Here is an 18,159-nt window from a genome sequence, read left to right on the forward strand (position 1 = left end):
TTTTGAAAATTTTGCCCAAAGAACATCTGAATCCCACGTTTTGCGACAATACCAATGCCGACGCTACCTATTCATTTTGCTGTAAGGGTGGCATCACGGCATCCATGAGTTCCAGATGCCCTTTAATCACCCCTTTTAAGGCGGTAAATTGCTGACTAATCTGTTTAAGATCATTACTACCACCTTGTAACAGCATGACTTCCAATATTTTTTGTTGATCCAGTTGAATATGTAATGAACTGATCACCTGTTCTAAAAATTTCTGTTGTAAATCCAATAGCTGCATACGCAATGGCATACAACTGGCATCATAGAGCAAAGTCAGTGTGCCGACCATAACTGCATTTTGCTGTGCCTGTTCAGCAATTAGATGCTTGTTGATCATGTCAACAATCGCCTGAGAGCGACTTTCATAATGCTCTTCAACAATAGTTTGATCTAAGGCTTCAACCGTCTTTTCAGGTACAGTAATACTGATTCGGGTCAGTTTAGGACGCGCATTCATAATGTTCAGACTACTGTTTAGGAAGGTCGGTTTGCTTTACATACAGACCTGCTCTGACGCTCAGTAAATTGGCAAAACAGCGTGCTGCAACTTTGAAATACTGAATTAGGATTGATTGCGTTTTCATAACCACCTCAGTCTGAGTAATACCAAATTTATAATTCGTAATATTTAATGCAGTATCTATGCCAGTTTTTTAGCCAAATAAAGTAGAAAAAACCGTGTGAATAGCTGAATAAATGCACATAAAAAAAGCCCTATGTTTCATCATAGGGCCTTTTCTGCATCATAAATTTAATCGCTATACGGCAGGTGCAAGCGTGAATAATGCCTGTCCTGTTTTTACCGTTTGTGCTTTATCAATCAAGATACTGTCTACTTTCATTTTTGCAGGCGCCAGGATTGGGATTTCAATTTTCATTGCTTCAATTACCGCCAAGGTTTCACCTTCTTCGATAATATCCCCCACGGTACATTCAATTTTCCAAACCGAACCTGGCATATGTGACTCCACGATCATGCCACCACTCGGAACAATTATTTCTGAATCATCCAGTACTACATCCATGTTTTCGGAAACATATTCAGCCAAGCCTGCTTCGTGCCAGCGACGGCGTTCTTCTTCAAAATTACTTTGTTGAACCTGTTTAAAAGCCTGAATACTGCTTTCATTGTCTTTTAGAAAAGCATTGTAGTCTTTGAGATTCAGCACCCCCTCTTCAATCCGTAATTGCAAACGTCCTGCTTTAAAGTCTTCACGCATTTCCAACAGCTCAGATTCGGACACTTCATAGAAACGGATCTGGTCAAAGAATCTAAGCAACCACGGCTTGTGCGGTTCAAAATTCGGATTTTGACGATAACGGCTCCACACCTGTGTGGTACGTCCAACAAACTGATAGCCACCTGGCCCTTCCATGCCATAAACACACATATAGGCGCCGCCAATTCCGACCGCATTTTCAGGCGTCCATGTTCGAGCAGGATTATATTTGGTGGTGACTAAACGATGTCTCGGGTCTAGCGGTGTGGCAACAGGTGCACCCAGATAGACATCTCCCAAACCCATCACTAAATAAGCCGTGTCATAGACCACATCTTTTACTGCTTGCTTAGATGCAAGACCGTTAATACGGCGAATGAACTCGATATTATCTGGGCACCACGGTGCATCTGGACGAACCAATTGGGTATATTTTTCGGTTGCAAGCTGCGTTTGTGAATCTTCCCAAGCTAACGGCAAATACACAGTTCTAGACGGTACCTGCATATTTTCAATATCAGGTAATTCACTTTCAGCCACCTGTAACAAGCGCAGTAAATCCAGTTGCTCTAGAACCGTTGAATCATAATGAATCTGTAATGAACGAATGCCTGGGGTCAGATCAATGATGCCCTGAATATTTTGTTGCTGAACCCATTGCATCAAGGCATGAATACGAAAACGTAAATTGAGATCTAAGATCAGTTCACCATATTCGACTAACAGATATTGGTTGCCTGCGGGACGATAGCTCACCTTCGGTTTATCCGCGCCTTGATCCAAAGTCGCCAACACCGCATTTTTTAAAGTAATAGGCTCAGCTTTGAATATCGGTTCAAAATTAACCTGTGATGTGGTTTCATCCTGCAAGGCCGATTGATAGCGTTGTTCTAACTGTTGCGCCTGTGCATAACTAACAGGAATAAATCTGACTTTATCGCCTGCTTTGAGCTGTCCTAATTTCCATAACTCTGAGTTAATCACCACCGCAGGACAAACGAAGCCGCCTAAACTCGGACCATCAGGCCCTAAAATAATCGGCATATCCCCAGTGAAATCAATTGCACCAATCGCATAGGCATTATCATGGATATTCGATGGATGTAAGCCTGCTTCGCCACCATCAATCCGTGCCCATTCAGGCTTCGGTCCAATCAAGCGGATACCGGTACGACTCGAGTTAAAATGAATCTCCCAGTCTTGATCAAAAAACATGGCAACATCATTCGGCGTAAAGAAATCAGGTGCACCATGCGGGCCATACATGACCGCGATTTCCCATTCAGTTTTAAAGCTTGGGATTTGTTCAGATTTTAACGCAACTGTTTGCTCTATTTTCGCCTCAGTGATGGGCAACATATCACCAATCAGTAAGTTACGCCCTGCATGACCACCAAATTGTCCCAAGGTAAACGTGGCTAAGCTGCCCAAATAAGCAGGCAGATTTAATCCATGTTTAATCCCAATATAACTACGGCAACCCGTACTGATACGACCGCATTTTAACACCTGACCTTTACGAACATTAATGCTTGACCACATCGCAACCGGTTGACCATCCAGACTGACCTCCATCTCACCACCTGTGATGGCAATCTGACTATCACAATGAAATTTTAAAGTCGGCCCAAGTAAAGTACATTCTAGTCCAGAACTGTTAAACGCATTGCCCAATAATTGGTTGGCTACATTCAAGCTCAATGCATCCATCGCGCCTGAGGGCGGAACACCGACATCCCAATAACCCAAACGCCCTGTTACATCTTGCACTGCAGTTTGAATCCCTGCTTGCAACACCTCTATTTTCTGGGTTTTCCATTCAAAATGATTCAAGAAACGCGTGGTCTGTGTGCCCTGTTGAAACACCTCTCCACTGATAATTTCCTGTAAGTACTCGAGATTGGTTTCAATCCCTGCAATTTCCGTATTACTTAGGCTATTTTGCATGGCAGCAATCGCCTGCTCACGATCTGTCGCCGTGACAATAATTTTTGCAATCATCGGGTCATAGAATGAAGAAACATTCGAGCCTGTTTCTACCCACGTTTCCACCCGTGATTGAGGGTCAAATTTGACACTGGTCAATAAGCCCGCACTAGGTTGAAAGTTTTTGATCGGATCTTCGGCATATAAACGTACTTGAATCGAATGACCTTTGGGTGGCGCAATCTGTTGCGGTGCTTGCCAATCCCCGCTGGCCAAGGTCACCATCCACCCAACTAGATCAACACCATAAACCTGTTCCGTCACTCCATGTTCCACTTGCAAGCGAGTATTCACTTCCAGAAAGTAAAACTGTTGTGTGTCGGTATCCATCACAAATTCAACTGTACCCGCGGAACGATACTGCACTGACTGCATCAGTTGAATGGCGACCTGTTGAATATACCTACGTTGCTCTTCATTCAAATGTGGTGCAGGTGTTTCCTCGATCACCTTTTGGTTACGGCGTTGTACGGAACAATCACGCTCACCGAGTGCAATGACATGGCCCTGACCGTCTCCAAAAATCTGTACCTCAATATGACGGGCATTTTCGACAAACTTTTCCAGATACAATCCGGCATCTTTAAAATTGGCTTGCGCCAGATAGGAAACAGTTTGATAGGCTTCTTTTAATTCCTGTTCGCTCCACACCAGACGCATACCAATACCACCACCGCCTGCGGTGCTTTTCAGCATCACGGGATAGCCAATTTGATCAGCCTGAATCAGTGCATCATCCAAGTCGATGAGCAACTGACTGCCTGGTAGTAAAGGCACATTGTTTTGAATCGCCAATGCTCGTGCGGTATGTTTTAGACCAAAATCACGCATTTGCTGTGAGGTCGGACCAATAAAGGCAATCCCCTGTTGCTCGCACAAATCACAAAATGCGGCATTTTCCGATAAAAAACCATAACCAGGATGAATCGCTTCGGCCCCAGTGTGCTGTGCTGCAGCCAGAATTTTTTCAATATTAAGATAGCTTTGCTGTGCAGCTGAATCACCAATAAAAATCGCTTCATCAGCTAAACTGACGTGTAAGGAATCCCGATCCGCTTCGGAATAAACCGCAACAGATTGAATCCCAAGTTTCTTTAAACTACGAATGACACGACAGGCAATCGCACCACGATTGGCAATGAGTACTTTTTTAAACATTATGTCACCTCACGCGTCACGTATAACAAGCTGGATTTTAGTCGGATTGTAGGCATTGCACGGATTATTCAATTGCGGACAATTTGAAATCAGCACGATCAAATCCATTTCGGCCTTGATCTCAACATATTTACCTGGTGCAGAGACCCCATCTTCAAACTTTAAATGGCCGTCTGCAGTCACAGGCACATTCATAAAAAAGTTAATATTGGGGCCAATATGACGAACATTAAGCTGATGCTTTTTGGCAATCGGATGTTGTGCCAAGGCGTACATAAAATTGTTGCGGCAACTGTGCATTGAATATTTATCATGTGCATAACGTACCGTATTACTTTCGCATGAACATGCACCGCCCAAAGTGTCATGTCTGCCGCAATTGTCATCGACAATCGTGGCAATGGGACGGGCAAAATTACTGAATAATGTCGTGCCTTTTTCCAGATAAAGCTGCTGATTTTGTGCCAAGGTATCGGTTGCGCTATAACGTTCTTCGGCATTGTTAGCGCTGAGAAACAAGGTATCAACTGCTTGGTTCCCTTCCAGATCAATAATCCGGAAATACTGACCTTGCTTCACTTCGCCCATCCATGCTTCGCCTGCAAGACAAATTTCGTCTAAAACAATCTGTTCAATTTTTGCTGATGCTGTCATTTTCTTGCTCCCCACCTTAATTCGACAATGCGTAATAGCGTGTGTTATTGGCAAAACCACGTTGATTTTGAGCACATGAATCCCGACAAACATCTTGTTCAGTTAAGGCATTGGCTTTGAAAAGGCGAAGTTGGATATCGGCGGGTTGATACTGTGTGGATGAGTCCAGTGGATGCGGTGCCGCAGAAAGAAACACCAAACAATCCATTTCAAAGCGCAGTTCAATCTTTTGATTCTGATTATCGTCTCTGATGTAGCTTAATCGTCCATGATCATCAGGCTGGACTTTTGAAAATAAATTTACCGTCGCACTCAAATCGGCTTGGCCTAGACCAAACTTGGTCAATTCCACCAATAAGCTATCCAAACCATTTTGATGCATGTCATTACGCGCATCCTGAAAGTTTTTTTTGCCAAAATGTTGTGCAATGTGCTGTGCGGTACTCGGACCACAAAACACATCATTCCAGCCATGTTCATCTTGAACAATGGAGGCCATCACACGGCCAAGGTCAGAATACAAAACATGCCCTGTCGAAAGAAAAGCGGTATGTTGTGCTTTTAGACTATCGGGCATATTAAAACGCTCCAGCTTGTCATCGGCATTGACACAATACAAAGACACATTGGCATGATGCTCAAGTGCTTCCAGTTGTAAAACTGCACCGCGTTGAATGCGACCAGACCAATGATGACCACCGGGTAATGTTTCTTCCCATAGTATTTTATTGTCGTGATAGAACGATTGATTCATAACAAACCTCTTGCGGATGCTTAACCTCGTTATGGCAATATGCCTGTCCTCCCGGGCTTTTATCCCTCCGTGTAGTTCTATCGAACCGTTATCTCTCGGACCAGTCATGTCTCCATACGGACACATCGGAACCCTAGACAACTTTATCTATCTTGTTATGAAGCAAAAGACATGCCAATTAAGTAATACTATTTTCAATATTCGTAATACCAAAATGATCGTTTTTAGCTTGTTCAGCGTGCATTTTTAAAAACAAAGCACCAATATGATGCTGAAAAATTAGAATGATTAATGCTTTTAGGTTTTCGTTATTCATAAAAAAAGCGCCTTACGGCGCTTTTTTTGATATACACATTAGTTTGCATATACTGGGAATTTTGCACAAACAGCTTCAACTTTAGCTTTTACATCAGCAATCACTTTCTCATCACCTTTGCTGTCAATCACGTCAGCAATCCAACCCGCAAGCTCACGTACTTCAGCTTCACCGAAACCGCGAGTCGTCACTGCTGGCGTACCAATACGGATACCAGAAGTTACGAACGGAGAACGTGGGTCATTTGGAACTGCGTTTTTGTTTACGGTAATGTGAGCATCACCTAACCAAGCATCAACTTCTTTACCCGTTACGTCTTGTTTGATCAAAGACAATAGAAATAAATGGTTTTCTGTACCACCAGAAACAACATCATAACCACGTGCAATTAATACTTCAGCCATTGCTTGCGCATTTTTCACAACTTGTTGTTGGTAAGTTTTAAATTCATCAGACATCGCCTCTTTGAAGCAGATTGCTTTAGCAGCAATCGCATGCATCAAAGGACCACCTTGGTTACCTGGGAATACAGCTGATTGAAGTTTCTTCTCGATTTCTTCATTTGCTTTAGCAAGGATTAAACCAGAACGTGGACCACGAAGCGTTTTATGCGTCGTTGTTGTCGTTACGTCTGCAATTTGCACTGGGTTAGGATATACACCCGCAGCAACTAAACCAGCAACATGCGCCATATCAACAAAAAGGTATGCACCTACTTTGTCTGCGATGTCACGGAAACGCTGCCAGTCAACGATTTGGCTATAAGCAGAGAAACCAGCAACGATCATACGTGGTTTGTGTTCCAACGCTAAACGTTCAACTTCTTCATAATCAATTTCGCCAGTTTCAGTATTCAAACCATACTGAATAGCGTTATATGTTTTACCAGAGAAGCTAACTTTTGCACCGTGAGTCAAGTGACCACCGTGAGCCAAACTCATACCAAGAACGGTATCACCTGGGTTAAGAAGTGCAAGGTAAACCGCAGAGTTTGCTTGTGAACCCGCATGTGGTTGAACGTTTGCATAGTCTGCACCGAACAACTCTTTAGCGCGATCAATTGCAAGTTGTTCAATTACATCCACATATTCACAACCGCCATAGTAGCGTTTGCCAGGATAGCCTTCTGCATATTTATTCGTAAGTTTTGATCCTTGTGCTTCCATTACAGCTGGTGAGCAATAGTTTTCAGATGCGATTAACTCGATATGTGCTTCTTGGCGTACGCCTTCAGAAGCAATCGCTTGAGCTAATTCTGGATCAAATTCAGCAATAGAGATATTGGCAAACATTAGCGGAGGGTCCTATGAATTAGGGCTTTTAAGCCGTGCTAAAGATTGGTGCATATTGTAGCACGAAGTTTATGGTTTCACAGATTGATATTTATTTAATTATTCGTGAAATTTACTCATCTTACTTGTTATGCTAACAACTCAAATAAAAAAGGATATCTGAATGGGATTAATAGATAAATTTTGGCCGAATAAGAATCATACAACCATGAAAGAATCCACCAATCAATTACAAGAAGTTCCAGAAAATTGGGATTTTTATATGTGCGATATAGATGGGCAACCTGCAAGTTATTTTCTCAATCTAGCTTTAACGAGAATTGCACCGATATCAGATAGATCAACCTTACTCTGGGTTGAAATACAGATGAATCATTCAAGAGAAGATGGCCTATCTTCCAATGAGGAATTTGATCTTCTAATCGAATTAGAGGATCAAATCATCCCTGCGCTCACCATCAGACTCCCAACTCTCTATGTCGGCCGTTTGACTCATAATCACTTGAGATATTTCTACTTTTATTGCAAAGATGGAATAGATGTAGACTCTTTTATTCATAAAATCATGCAATCTTATCCAGACTATAGTTATCATTTTAGCCAAAAAGTTGATTCAGATTGGTCAACCTATTTCGATTATATGTATCCAACTGAAGAAATCATGCAATCCATTTCGAATAGATCTGTCATTGAAGAACTTTTAAACCATGGAGATAATCTTGAAGTTGAACGCCCTGTAGATCACTGGATTTATTTCCAAAATGACACAGACCGAGCTGTTTTTTCAAAAACAATTCAATCTTTGGGCTTTGAAATTATTCAACAAGGTCAAGTTGAAGGAAGTCAAAACTTTCATTATCAATTACAAGTTTCCAGAAAAGATTCCGTGAACCAAGAATCTATTGATGCATGTACTACACAGCTATGTAGATTAGCTCAACAATTTAATGCTAAGTATGATGGTTGGGAAACACAGATCATTAGAAATTAAATAAACAGCCCAACCTACCTCGTAAAAATAAATCGGGCTACTCTTTTCTCTTAATTATTGGCAGGCATCGCCGCTTTTACATCCTTGACAATATTAACAATATTCAAGCCATAAGCTGTAGCATGATCCCATTCAGTATTGGTAATGTACTGGATTTTTGAACCTTTATTCTGAGCAACACTCACAAGTGCATCTGTCGCGCCCTTTGGAACGGTTGTGTCTTTCGCTCCCTGATAAATGACTACAGGCTGACTCAATTTCACCTGCGCTGGCTGAGAATCAGTTTCCAAGAACGTTTTTACCAAAGGCACAGTCATAAAATTGGTTTGTGTTCGTGGATAATTGGTTAAACTATTATTGTTTTTACTCGCATAATCCAGCATCGCTGCTCCAAATTTCTGACCTAATACATCATAGCAATCTGATTCAGCTTGTTTTGCTATCAAATCAGTTGGCGTTTTAAAAACATCTGAATAACTAAAACTTGGTGTAAGATTTCTTAATCCAGCTGTAATCAAAGCAGTAAAGGTATCTAGCTGAGCATACATACCCACTTTTTGCTCAATTGGTGCATTTTCAACAGATGTATTACCATTTACCAAAATTGCAGCTAAATTAGAAGCAGGCGCCACAGCAACCGTCCCCTTATAGTCAAGCTTGGCACGACTTTCATATTGCGCTACACCCAATGCGGCTTGCCCACCTTGAGAATGTCCAACTGTCATCCATTGGCGTGAAACCAATTTACCTTGCCCTGCTAAATAAAAGCGCGCAGCAACCACCGCATCTGTAATCGAATAAGCTTCACTTTTTACATTTAGGAAAGGATGCAACTCAAGACCGCTTGGCTCTCCCAAACCTTCATAATCAGGTGCAACCACTACATATCCAGCTTCCAGAAATTGACTAATCATATTTTGAATAACAGGATTGGTTACATTACGACTTGGTGCACATTGATCTGCAACCCCAGTTGTACCATGCGCCCACGCAACAATTTTCCACCCCCCTGCTGGTGTTGGCCCACCGGGTACAAATAATAGTGTGGTCGCCATGGTCTCTTTACCATTTTGTCCTAACATTTTATACGTCATGACCGAACTTTCAGCAGCCACAGCGCTAAAATCTGTTTTGGTATAAGCGACAGGAATACCCACCACAGGATTTTTAATATTATTTTCTGGAATTTCCGGCTTAGGTACAAACGAAATATTGTCGTCATCATCATTACAAGCTGTAAGCAAGACACTTGAGCTCAGCAGCGCAACCGTTAATAATTTCATATTCATGTCATGTTTCCCTGATTTTTATCGTTTTCATTTTAGTACTTAGTATTTCTTTTACTAAGGCAAATACTTCCATAAGAATGCGCTAAATCCCAAATTGTTCAAGTATTTTTTTATTTTGCTGTTTATTTATGCAGATTCAGCCAAGCTTCTGTCTAAATTTTAAAAAAAACTAAACTGCATCCGCCTCATTCAGCACAGCTTGAGAGGAATTTCTTGTAAGATATTCCACATTCTCAACTCAAGCCAGGCCAACTTTATGCAAGCAATCATCTTAGATACTGAAACACATACGTTGAATGGTTTGCCGATTGAAATTGCCTATGCCCCAATTGAAATTGAAAATGGAAAGCTCAGTCTCGATAAAAAACAAATTTTTGATCAGCTTTATCAAGTTGGCCAGCCTATTTCATTTGCTGCGATGGCGGTACATCATATTTTAGAATCCGATCTCGTAGACCAGCCTTTTTATAATGAATTTCAACTTCCTGCTCAAACAACTTATATCATTGGGCACAACGTTGATTATGATATTGCAGCTATTGCACGTTGTGGCGTTGATACCTCAAAATTAAAACCAATTTGTACCTTGGCCTTAGCTCGTCGCGTGTGGGAAGATGCTGAGGCACATAATATTTCCGCCCTGATTTATTTGATCTCGAAAGGCAGTGACAAAGCACGGGAAATGTTGAAAGGTGCGCATCGAGCCGATGCAGATATTATCTTAACCGCCAATATTTTGATGCATATTATTCACCAACTGAACATTCAAAATATCGAACAACTTTATCTTGCTTCTGAAGACGCCCGTATTCCTAAAAGCATTACTTTTGGTAAACACAAAGGTACAGCCATTCAAGACCTCCCTGCTGATTACATTCAATGGTTAATGCGTCAGGATGATCTTGACCCGTATTTACGCAAAGCATTAGAAACTAAATGAGAGAAATAAAGGATAAAGTTCTCAATTTTTAGCTTATTTGCCGCTTACTTTAAACAAGGCAATGATATTTAATAAATTGTTAACATTATTGTCATTTTTTAACCTTATCTTAATCTCCGTCTAGATCTTGATTTGGGGGAGATTAAGAGATGTCACATTTTTTTAAAACAGAGCTTGGGCAAACTGCCCTACAAGAACGCAATATTGCATTGACTGCACGTCAACGTCGTCTACTTCTTTTAATTGATCATGAAGATTTTAAAGAACTGGATCAAGACTATAAGCAAAGGATTGCACCGACTGAACTGGTTCAACAACTGATTGATATGGGGCTACTGGCTGAACAAACAACGCCTATAGTCCAAAAAGAAAATGTAGTGTCAGAATTAAAAGTTAATGATCTCAAAACACTATCAGAGCCCATTACAGCAGAAGAAATAACCGCAATCGTACCAAAACCGATTGAGGTCGAACTAAAACCAGAAACCGAACCTGAAATTATTGAATTAGAAAAATTACCTTTTGTTGAAATCCAGCAAGTGATGATTCAAACACTCACAACCTATTGCGGTCTAATGGCACGCCCGTTGATCCAGAAAATTCAGTCAATTAGCTCTTTACAACAACTCAAAGCCTGCCAAATGCAATGGATTACCTCACTGCAAGAATCACGAATTCCACCTACTCAACTGAATCAAACTTTAAAGTTGATCAATTATTCAGTGCAGCATTTATGATATTTAAATAGAAAACTGTTTTGCCAATCTTTTATCGGCTTTGAGTTACCGAACAGACAAATGGAGCACCAGTTTCAAAAGGTACTCCATCTAGTACAATCAGGTATAGCCCTTCGGTTTTTAATAAACTATTGTATTCTTGCCCCTTAGACGATGCCTCAAACTCTTTGGATAACCGTTCAAAAACTTCATCAAAATTAGGATTCACAAGTTTCAATAAATTCCTGCAATATTTTAATGCTTCTTCTTTTGATGCCTTGTAATCATTTGGGTATTTTGAAGACACCACAAACTCATTCCAACTGTCAGTATCTGGATATTTCGATACTTTAATATCCAACCAATGTTGGTCTGGCAAGAAAAAATAACTTGAGTTTGCATCTATATTATTAAATCTCACTAGATTCTTATCAGCACGAACTTGAATGTCTAGATCAACTAATTTTTTAGAAAGTCTATCGACAAAAGTATTCATCGCCAGATAATCTGATCTTTCAACATCTGTTACCTTTTTATAAGAATCAGTACAGCCCGTACTAAGAAGCAGACTTAATATTAATATTTTTTTATACATGTTTAATCCGACAGATTGACGTTTTACGTTATTGTAGTGATCAATAGCATAATAATTTGCCTGTTGGCTCTAAAGTTACAAGAAGGAAAAAACTGGGTAAACACAATTGATGAGAAGTAAAATAGCTCAGCAATTTAAATATATGAGTAATTTTTAAGTTTCAAAAAGTAAATTTGGTGCGCTCAGCGGGACTCGAACCCACGCCACAGGCTTCGGAGACCTGTACTCTATCCAGTTGAGCTATGAGCGCATGCGAGCCACATCATAGGCAAAAAAAGCATATTGGTAAATACATAGCCTTAAACAAAAATGTTTATTGTCTATTAAATCAACGATTTTGGTCTTGTAGAATTATCTAATTACTTTTAAACAGTTTAATTTAACAAAAACCGATCTCCTCACCCTTGAATCAAGCCCAACAGACAACGTTCTGTTTTTAACACGCCATAAACCTATTTTTCTACTTGGTTTATTTTTTCATATCGCTCAAAATACCCGTTCTATTTAACAACGTGAGACGTTTATGACTGATGCTTTGGTGTTGAGCGGTTTGTCCAAAACTTATCGTAATGGTTTTCAGGCGTTAAAAGGGATTGACCTTACCGTACCTGAAGGTGAATTCTATGCATTATTAGGACCTAATGGTGCAGGAAAATCGACAACGATTGGTATTATCAGCTCTTTAACCAAAAAAACATCTGGTTCTGTTGAGATTTTTGGGCACAACTTAGATACCCATCCCTCTCATGCAAAACAATGTCTTGGTGTTGTTCCTCAAGAATTTAACTTTGGGCAATTTGAAAAAACTTTCGATATTTTAGTGACTCAAGCAGGTTATTACGGCATTCCGAAAAAACTGGCTGAACAACGTGCTGAACATTATTTAGAAAAGCTCGGCTTGTGGGAAAAACGCAATATTCAATCGCGTATGCTCTCTGGTGGTATGAAACGCCGTTTGATGATTGCACGTGCGATGATGCATGAACCTAAACTGCTGATCCTTGATGAACCGACAGCTGGCGTTGATATTGAGTTACGTCGTTCGATGTGGGACTTCCTCACCGAAATGAATGAAAATGGCACTTCGATTATTCTTACTACACACTATTTAGAAGAAGCAGAAATGCTGTGTCGTCGTATTGCAATCATTGACCGTGGTGTGATTAAAGAAGATACCTCGATGAAAGGCTTCCTTAATCAACTCAATGAAGAATCGTTCATTTTTGATTTAGCTGAGCCAATCAATGGATTTGATCTCAACATTATTGGTTTTAAATTCAATTTGATTGATCCAGTCACCTTAGAAGTGACTATGGACAAAGCGCATAGCATGAATGATCTGTTCTTATTATTACAGTCACAGAATATCCAAGTCAGCAGTATGCGTAATAAATCGAATCGCTTAGAAGAATTGTTCGTGAAAATGGTCGAGAAAAATCTTGCAGGAGCGGATCAATGAATTTCAGTCAATTACAAACCGCTCTCTGGACTTTAGTGGTTAAAGAAATTCGTCGCTTTATGCGAATTTGGCCACAAACCCTACTTCCACCAGCAATCACCATGAGTTTGTACTTTGTGATTTTTGGCAACTTAGTTGGCTCACGTATTGGTGAAATGGGTGGCTTTAGCTATATGCAGTTTATTGTGCCTGGCTTGATTATGATGGCCGTGATCACCAACAGCTATGCCAACGTTTCCTCAAGCTTCTTTAGTGCCAAATTCCAGAAAAGTATTGAAGAACTGATTATGAGCCCAGTACCCTTGCACTTAATCCTGTGGGGTTATGTAATTGGTGGTGTTAGCCGTGGTGTGTTAGTCGGTTTGATCGTCACGATAATGAGCTTATTCTTTACTCACTTAGAAATTTATAATGTATTTGTGACTATATATACCGTCATCATTACTTCATTATTATTTTCATTGGGCGGTTTTATCAATGCGGTTTATGCCAAGTCTTTCGATGATATTTCAATTATCCCGACTTTCGTATTAACACCGCTCACCTATTTAGGTGGTGTGTTCTATGCCATTAGTGCACTCAGCCCATTTTGGCAAAACGTCTCTTTAGTTAATCCAATTGTATATATGGTCAATGCCTTCCGTTACGGTATCTTAGGTCATAGCGATGTCAATGTATCCTTCTCTTTAGGTATCGTGACGCTATGCTGTGTTGTCCTCTATGCAATTGCTTATCATTTATTAGCTCGTGGTTCAGGAATGCGTGAATGAGTGTTGAACATTCTTTATTGGGTAAAGACACCCAATACCCTACTCAATATCAACCCGATGTTTTATTTCCAATTGCTCGTGCCGAGTCACGTCAGCAGTATTTACATGTTGACGGAATTACACAGGGTAAAGACTGGTGGCATGTATTTGAAATTTCATGGCTAAACAGCTTCGGTTTACCACAAGTGGCGATTGGTCGTTTGACTCTACCAGCCCATTCACCCAATTTAATTGAATCAAAGTCGCTTAAACTTTATTTCAACAGCATGAACTTCACCCAATTTGATTCTCAGCAAGCTTTTATTGAAACCGTTGAAGGTGATTTATCCAATGCTGCGGGTGCTAAAGTCGAGCTGGAACTGTTTCAAGTTGATGATTTAGCAATTTCTAAACCTCAAGGGATTTGTATCGATGATCTCATTCCTGAGCGTTTATCAGAGCATCCTGACTCAACCTTGTTGCAATTGGATACAACCACAGAAGATGAGGTTGAAATCGAACTGTATTCACACTTATTGAGAAGTAATTGTCCTGTGACAGGCCAGCCAGACTGGGGCACTGTTTTTATTCGTTTGCAAGGTAAAAAGCCTTGTTATCGCAGCATTTTAGCTTATATTATCTCGTACCGTCAGCATAATGGTTTTCATGAACAATGTGTTGAGCAAATATTTGCGGATATTTGGCAACTGTTAAAGCCAGAAAAGCTGATGGTCTATGCAACCTATACTCGCCGCGGGGGCTTGGATATTAACCCATGTCGAGTATCAGATTTGTCATGGATGCCCGAGCCAATTCGCTTGGCACGACAATAAAACGAATAAATTTGATATAGAGGACGTTCTTCAATGACCAGTTATTTCGGGATTCTTCCGTCAGCAAGTTTGAGTCAGGACATTCAACTTGCACAAGCCAACCGTGACAGTAAAGAGCCTCAATACCCTTTACGTGACAAAATTTCTCTACAGCTAACTGATGAGTTAATTGACACTATGTTGGTTCACTTGGTTCAACAATTTCCACCAAGTGACAAACGTGATACGACTGAAGGTCTTGCAATTAAAATTCGCGGCATTGTTGAAACTTTGATGAAGCAGCTATTAGGTAAAGCGTCTAATGAACAAGTGCTTGAATCATTAGCATTCATGGAAAAGAGCTTATTCATTGATAATGAAGGTAAACAACGTATCGGTACGGTATTACCAGATAGCCTTGTCAACGACATGAAAAAAAGCTTTGCAGAAGTGGCTGCTGGAAACGGTAAAGAACAACGTGATGCTTTAACGCAGCAGTTTAAAAAGTTTGCAGACGCTTTGATCCATCACTTTATGACTGAATTCAACAAAACCCTTGGTCTAGGTATGGTGAAACGTGGCGTTGCCAGCGTTGCGACCAGTGGTGTAGAAACTGCTGTACATATCGTGATTAAGAAACTCATTCCGAGCTTAAGCCAAGTAGAACTTGAAGTCTTTACCAAGCACTTCGACCAACTTTTGGTACAAAAATAAGTTTAGAATGATAAGAAAGCGACGATTGCCAAATCGTCGTTTTTTTTATGCCAAATTAATCGCTTATAAATGTCACAATTTCTAAATTTGCATTGTCTAAATCAGCGTTTATGTTAGCATTCGCGAAGCGTTGATTTACTTGATTTAGAATCGCATGTCTCCAAGCCCGCAATACAAATTTTTACGTCAAGCACCTCGTGATGGCTTGAGTACTGCCAATCAGCCTTCTCGTTGGCAACAACTACATATCGACCCATGGCTATGCCTGTTTCTGATTCTCAATGCCTTACTTGGACTGACTGTTTTATATAGCGCATCAGCCCAAGATGTCGGACTGGTCAGTAAACAAGCCATGAGCTTTGGTATTGGCTTTGTGGTCATGTTTAGCTTGGCTCAGATTCCTCCCAAAGTGTATCAGGCATTTTCCCCTTACTTTTATGTGTTCGGGGTGTTGTCATTGCTTGCCGTGGTTGTTTTTGGTGAAGTTCGTATGGGAGCGCAACGCTGGATTGACATTCCAGGCTTTGGTAGCGTACAACCCAGCGAATTTATGAAAATCGGCATGCCAATGATGGTGGCTTGGTTCTTGTCACGTAAAGCCCTACCTCCAAGCTTCTCACAAGTCATTCTGTCTTTATTGTTGATTGTTGTTCCTTTTCTACTGATTGCAGAACAACCCGACTTAGGTACTTCTTTATTGGTGCTTGCCAGCGGGATTTTCGTCCTGTTCCTCAGTGGCTTATCATGGAAATTGATTGCAGGTGCAGCGGGCATTGCAGGGATTATTATTCCGATTGCTTGGGAATTTTTACTGCATGATTATCAACGTCAACGCGTTCTGACTTTATTTAACCCAGAAGCCGATGCACTCGGAACGGGTTGGAATATTATTCAATCTAAAACAGCGATTGGTTCTGGTGGCTTTTCAGGTAAAGGTTTCTTGGAAGGAACGCAATCCCACCTGCACTTTTTACCGGAAGGTCATACTGACTTTATTATTGCTGCCTATTCAGAAGAATTTGGCTTGATTGGCGTCACCCTGCTGATTCTTCTCTATTGTGCAATCATTTTTAGAACATTCCAGATTGGCTTACAAAGCTTCCATAACTATGGTCGTTTGGTTGCTGGTGCCTTTGGTTTGTCATTTTTTGTTTATGTATTTGTAAATGCAGGCATGGTCAGTGGTATTTTACCTGTAGTAGGTGTGCCTTTGCCGTTCATGAGTTATGGCGGAACTGCAATTATTACTCTTATGTCAACTTTTGGACTGGTTATGTCTATTCATACACATCGATAATGAGGAATTTTATAAACTTATGTTTCTTCCTACTTTGAATAAAACTTTTAAATTTTTAACTTTAAGCGCTGGTTTATTCTTGAGCAGTAATTGGGCACAAGCCAATGAATTTTACACTCATCCCAATTACCCTGCATTCAAACAAAAAGCAATGACAACCTATGGGTTAAGTGGCGAACAGATTGATGCAGCCATGAGCGGTGCACGTAATTTACCCAACATTTTAAACATCATGACTCGCCCGGGTGAAAGTAAACCCTGGTATGAATACCGCTCCATGTTTTTAGTTGAAGGTACGATTCAACGAGGTGTTCGTTTTAAAAACCAGTATGAAGATGTGCTTAATCGCGCAGAACAGCAGTACGGTGTGCCTAAATCGGTAATCCTCGGCATTTTAGGGGTAGAGACGGGTTATGGTGCCAATAAAGGCTCTTTCATCACCAGAGATGCCTTAGCCACGCTTGCCTTTGGTTACCCACGTCGTGCTGATTATTTTAGTGACGAACTCGCTGCTTTGATTTCTTGGACATATAAAGAAGGTTATCCAACCAACAGTATTGTGGGTTCTTATGCTGGTGCGATTGGTTACCCACAGTTTATGCCAAGTAATATTCAAAAATTAGGTGTGGATTACGACGGCAATGGTCATATTGATTTAAGAAACTCTGCTGCGGATGCGATTGGTTCAATTGCAAACTATTTAGCTCAGCACGGATGGGAACGTGATCGTCCAATTGGCTTCCCTGCTCGTTACTCAGGTAACAATCCAGATAGCGTGATTGCCAAAGATTTAACCCAGCCAACCCCTTATGGTGAATTGAAAAGATTAGGAATTGCACCACTTGACCCTTTGGTAAAAATTGACGACCTTGATTTAGTCAATGTTATTCAATTACAAGACCAATTTGGTCCAATTTACTATATTACTTATCCAAATTTCCAAGTGATTACCACCTACAATAGAAGCAGAATGTATGCCACTGCAGTGTGGTTATTGGGCACAGAAGCAGCTAGCCGATAGGCTAGCTTTTTTACAACATTATGAAAAGTCAATAAATTTTTTATTTAAAAAGTACATATATTCAGCAAAATTCATAAATTGTTACAATTTTGATTATTTTATAACCAGAAACTGTAAGTTTTTGCCCTTTTTGTAACTATTTATCGTT

At 40.5% G+C, this 18,159-nt stretch carries 17 protein-coding genes, 1 tRNA gene and 1 riboswitch; of the genes, 9 read left to right on the forward strand and 9 right to left on the reverse strand.

Going from position 1 to position 18,159, the window contains the following annotated elements:
- Positions 1-67: 67 nt before the first annotated feature.
- From F993_RS10680 to glyA, 6 genes are all read right to left on the reverse strand, one after another.
- Entirely contained in the window at positions 68-505 is a 438-nt protein-coding gene (locus F993_RS10680) for a CopG family ribbon-helix-helix protein (RefSeq protein ID WP_004654007.1), read from the reverse strand.
- A 301-nt stretch (positions 506-806) separates the two neighbouring features.
- The gene (gene uca / locus F993_RS10675) at positions 807-4,412 is read right to left on the reverse strand and encodes an urea carboxylase (protein WP_004654010.1); all 3,606 of its coding nucleotides are present in this window, start codon (positions 4,410-4,412) and stop codon (positions 807-809) included.
- Between the two features lie 9 nt (positions 4,413-4,421).
- On the reverse strand, positions 4,422-5,066 hold the full coding sequence (locus F993_RS10670; RefSeq protein ID WP_004654011.1) for an urea amidolyase associated protein UAAP2: 645 nt from the start codon (positions 5,064-5,066) through the stop codon (positions 4,422-4,424).
- Positions 5,067-5,082: 16 nt separating this feature from the next.
- Positions 5,083-5,820 carry an urea amidolyase associated protein UAAP1 gene (locus tag F993_RS10665; RefSeq protein ID WP_004654012.1) on the reverse strand — a complete coding sequence of 246 codons (738 nt, stop codon included), beginning with the start codon at positions 5,818-5,820 and terminating at the stop codon, positions 5,083-5,085.
- Between the two features lie 46 nt (positions 5,821-5,866).
- Positions 5,867-5,968, reverse strand: a riboswitch (guanidine-I (ykkC/yxkD leader).
- A gap of 30 nt (positions 5,969-5,998) precedes the next feature.
- Positions 5,999-6,136, reverse strand: coding sequence for a hypothetical protein (locus F993_RS20505; protein WP_004654014.1), 138 nt, complete (start codon positions 6,134-6,136; stop codon positions 5,999-6,001).
- Between the two features lie 38 nt (positions 6,137-6,174).
- Positions 6,175-7,428, reverse strand: a complete 1,254-nt coding sequence (gene glyA / locus F993_RS10660; protein ID WP_004654015.1) for a serine hydroxymethyltransferase — start codon at positions 7,426-7,428, stop codon at positions 6,175-6,177.
- A gap of 163 nt (positions 7,429-7,591) precedes the next feature.
- Between glyA and F993_RS10655 the strand changes: the two genes are divergently transcribed.
- Positions 7,592-8,419 (forward strand): DUF695 domain-containing protein, encoded by an 828-nt coding sequence (locus F993_RS10655; RefSeq protein WP_004654017.1) that lies wholly within the window; start codon positions 7,592-7,594, stop codon positions 8,417-8,419.
- 50 nt (positions 8,420-8,469) lie between these two features.
- On the opposite strand, the gene F993_RS10650 is transcribed toward F993_RS10655, so the two are convergent.
- Positions 8,470-9,708, reverse strand: coding sequence for an alpha/beta hydrolase (locus F993_RS10650; RefSeq protein ID WP_004654018.1), 1,239 nt, complete (start codon positions 9,706-9,708; stop codon positions 8,470-8,472).
- Between the two features lie 256 nt (positions 9,709-9,964).
- On the opposite strand from F993_RS10650, the gene F993_RS10645 reads away from it, so the two are divergent.
- Positions 9,965-10,648, forward strand: coding sequence for a putative quorum-sensing-regulated virulence factor (locus F993_RS10645; RefSeq protein ID WP_004654019.1), 684 nt, complete (start codon positions 9,965-9,967; stop codon positions 10,646-10,648).
- Positions 10,649-10,797: 149 nt separating this feature from the next.
- Positions 10,798-11,385 carry a hypothetical protein gene (locus F993_RS10640; RefSeq protein WP_004654021.1) on the forward strand — a complete coding sequence of 196 codons (588 nt, stop codon included), beginning with the start codon at positions 10,798-10,800 and terminating at the stop codon, positions 11,383-11,385.
- A gap of 31 nt (positions 11,386-11,416) precedes the next feature.
- Here the strand turns inward: F993_RS10640 and F993_RS10635 are convergent, their stop codons facing one another.
- Positions 11,417-11,959, reverse strand: coding sequence for a hypothetical protein (locus tag F993_RS10635; protein WP_004654023.1), 543 nt, complete (start codon positions 11,957-11,959; stop codon positions 11,417-11,419).
- A 174-nt stretch (positions 11,960-12,133) separates the two neighbouring features.
- A tRNA-Arg gene (locus tag F993_RS10630) sits at positions 12,134-12,209 on the reverse strand.
- A gap of 273 nt (positions 12,210-12,482) precedes the next feature.
- Here F993_RS10630 and F993_RS10625 point away from each other — a divergent pair.
- The 6 genes from F993_RS10625 (at position 12,483) to mltB (ending at position 18,011) form a co-directional block, all read left to right on the forward strand.
- Positions 12,483-13,418, forward strand: a complete 936-nt coding sequence (locus F993_RS10625; protein WP_004654024.1) for an ABC transporter ATP-binding protein — start codon at positions 12,483-12,485, stop codon at positions 13,416-13,418.
- Positions 13,415-14,188, forward strand: coding sequence for an ABC transporter permease (locus tag F993_RS10620; protein WP_004654025.1), 774 nt, complete (start codon positions 13,415-13,417; stop codon positions 14,186-14,188). The genes F993_RS10625 and F993_RS10620 overlap by 4 nt, the downstream gene beginning before the upstream one ends.
- The gene (gene queF / locus F993_RS10615; RefSeq protein ID WP_004654027.1) at positions 14,185-15,000 is read left to right on the forward strand and encodes an NADPH-dependent 7-cyano-7-deazaguanine reductase QueF; all 816 of its coding nucleotides are present in this window, start codon (positions 14,185-14,187) and stop codon (positions 14,998-15,000) included. Before F993_RS10620 ends, queF begins: the two co-directional genes overlap by 4 nt.
- A gap of 33 nt (positions 15,001-15,033) precedes the next feature.
- Entirely contained in the window at positions 15,034-15,693 is a 660-nt protein-coding gene (locus F993_RS10610) for a hypothetical protein (protein WP_004654029.1), read from the forward strand.
- A 154-nt stretch (positions 15,694-15,847) separates the two neighbouring features.
- A complete protein-coding gene (gene rodA, locus F993_RS10605) occupies positions 15,848-16,990 on the forward strand; it encodes a rod shape-determining protein RodA (protein WP_004654030.1) in 1,143 nt (380 codons plus the stop codon).
- A 19-nt stretch (positions 16,991-17,009) separates the two neighbouring features.
- The gene (mltB, locus tag F993_RS10600; protein ID WP_004654031.1) at positions 17,010-18,011 is read left to right on the forward strand and encodes a lytic murein transglycosylase B; all 1,002 of its coding nucleotides are present in this window, start codon (positions 17,010-17,012) and stop codon (positions 18,009-18,011) included.
- The last annotated feature ends 148 nt before the right edge of the window (positions 18,012-18,159 follow it).

Source organism: Acinetobacter proteolyticus (assembly GCF_000367945.1).
GTDB lineage: Bacteria > Pseudomonadota > Gammaproteobacteria > Pseudomonadales > Moraxellaceae > Acinetobacter > Acinetobacter proteolyticus.

What these genes read in the sequence shown, in the direction of transcription:
- mltB (WP_004654031.1), top strand. Translation starts at nt 17,010, where the DNA reads ATGTTTCTTCCTACTTTGAATAAAACTTTTAAATTTTTAACTTTAAGC.
- F993_RS10670 (WP_004654011.1), bottom strand. Translation starts at nt 5,066, where the DNA reads ATGACAGCATCAGCAAAAATTGAACAGATTGTTTTAGACGAAATTTGT.
- F993_RS20505 (WP_004654014.1), bottom strand. Translation starts at nt 6,136, where the DNA reads ATGAATAACGAAAACCTAAAAGCATTAATCATTCTAATTTTTCAGCAT.
- F993_RS10610 (WP_004654029.1), top strand. Translation starts at nt 15,034, where the DNA reads ATGACCAGTTATTTCGGGATTCTTCCGTCAGCAAGTTTGAGTCAGGAC.
- F993_RS10645 (WP_004654019.1), top strand. Translation starts at nt 9,965, where the DNA reads ATGCAAGCAATCATCTTAGATACTGAAACACATACGTTGAATGGTTTG.
- F993_RS10620 (WP_004654025.1), top strand. Translation starts at nt 13,415, where the DNA reads ATGAATTTCAGTCAATTACAAACCGCTCTCTGGACTTTAGTGGTTAAA.
- uca (WP_004654010.1), bottom strand. Translation starts at nt 4,412, where the DNA reads ATGTTTAAAAAAGTACTCATTGCCAATCGTGGTGCGATTGCCTGTCGT.
- F993_RS10655 (WP_004654017.1), top strand. Translation starts at nt 7,592, where the DNA reads ATGGGATTAATAGATAAATTTTGGCCGAATAAGAATCATACAACCATG.
- glyA (WP_004654015.1), bottom strand. Translation starts at nt 7,428, where the DNA reads ATGTTTGCCAATATCTCTATTGCTGAATTTGATCCAGAATTAGCTCAA.
- F993_RS10635 (WP_004654023.1), bottom strand. Translation starts at nt 11,959, where the DNA reads ATGTATAAAAAAATATTAATATTAAGTCTGCTTCTTAGTACGGGCTGT.
- queF (WP_004654027.1), top strand. Translation starts at nt 14,185, where the DNA reads ATGAGTGTTGAACATTCTTTATTGGGTAAAGACACCCAATACCCTACT.
- F993_RS10625 (WP_004654024.1), top strand. Translation starts at nt 12,483, where the DNA reads ATGACTGATGCTTTGGTGTTGAGCGGTTTGTCCAAAACTTATCGTAAT.
- rodA (WP_004654030.1), top strand. Translation starts at nt 15,848, where the DNA reads ATGTCTCCAAGCCCGCAATACAAATTTTTACGTCAAGCACCTCGTGAT.
- F993_RS10665 (WP_004654012.1), bottom strand. Translation starts at nt 5,820, where the DNA reads ATGAATCAATCGTTCTATCACGACAATAAAATACTATGGGAAGAAACA.
- F993_RS10640 (WP_004654021.1), top strand. Translation starts at nt 10,798, where the DNA reads ATGTCACATTTTTTTAAAACAGAGCTTGGGCAAACTGCCCTACAAGAA.
- F993_RS10650 (WP_004654018.1), bottom strand. Translation starts at nt 9,708, where the DNA reads ATGAATATGAAATTATTAACGGTTGCGCTGCTGAGCTCAAGTGTCTTG.
- F993_RS10680 (WP_004654007.1), bottom strand. Translation starts at nt 505, where the DNA reads ATGAATGCGCGTCCTAAACTGACCCGAATCAGTATTACTGTACCTGAA.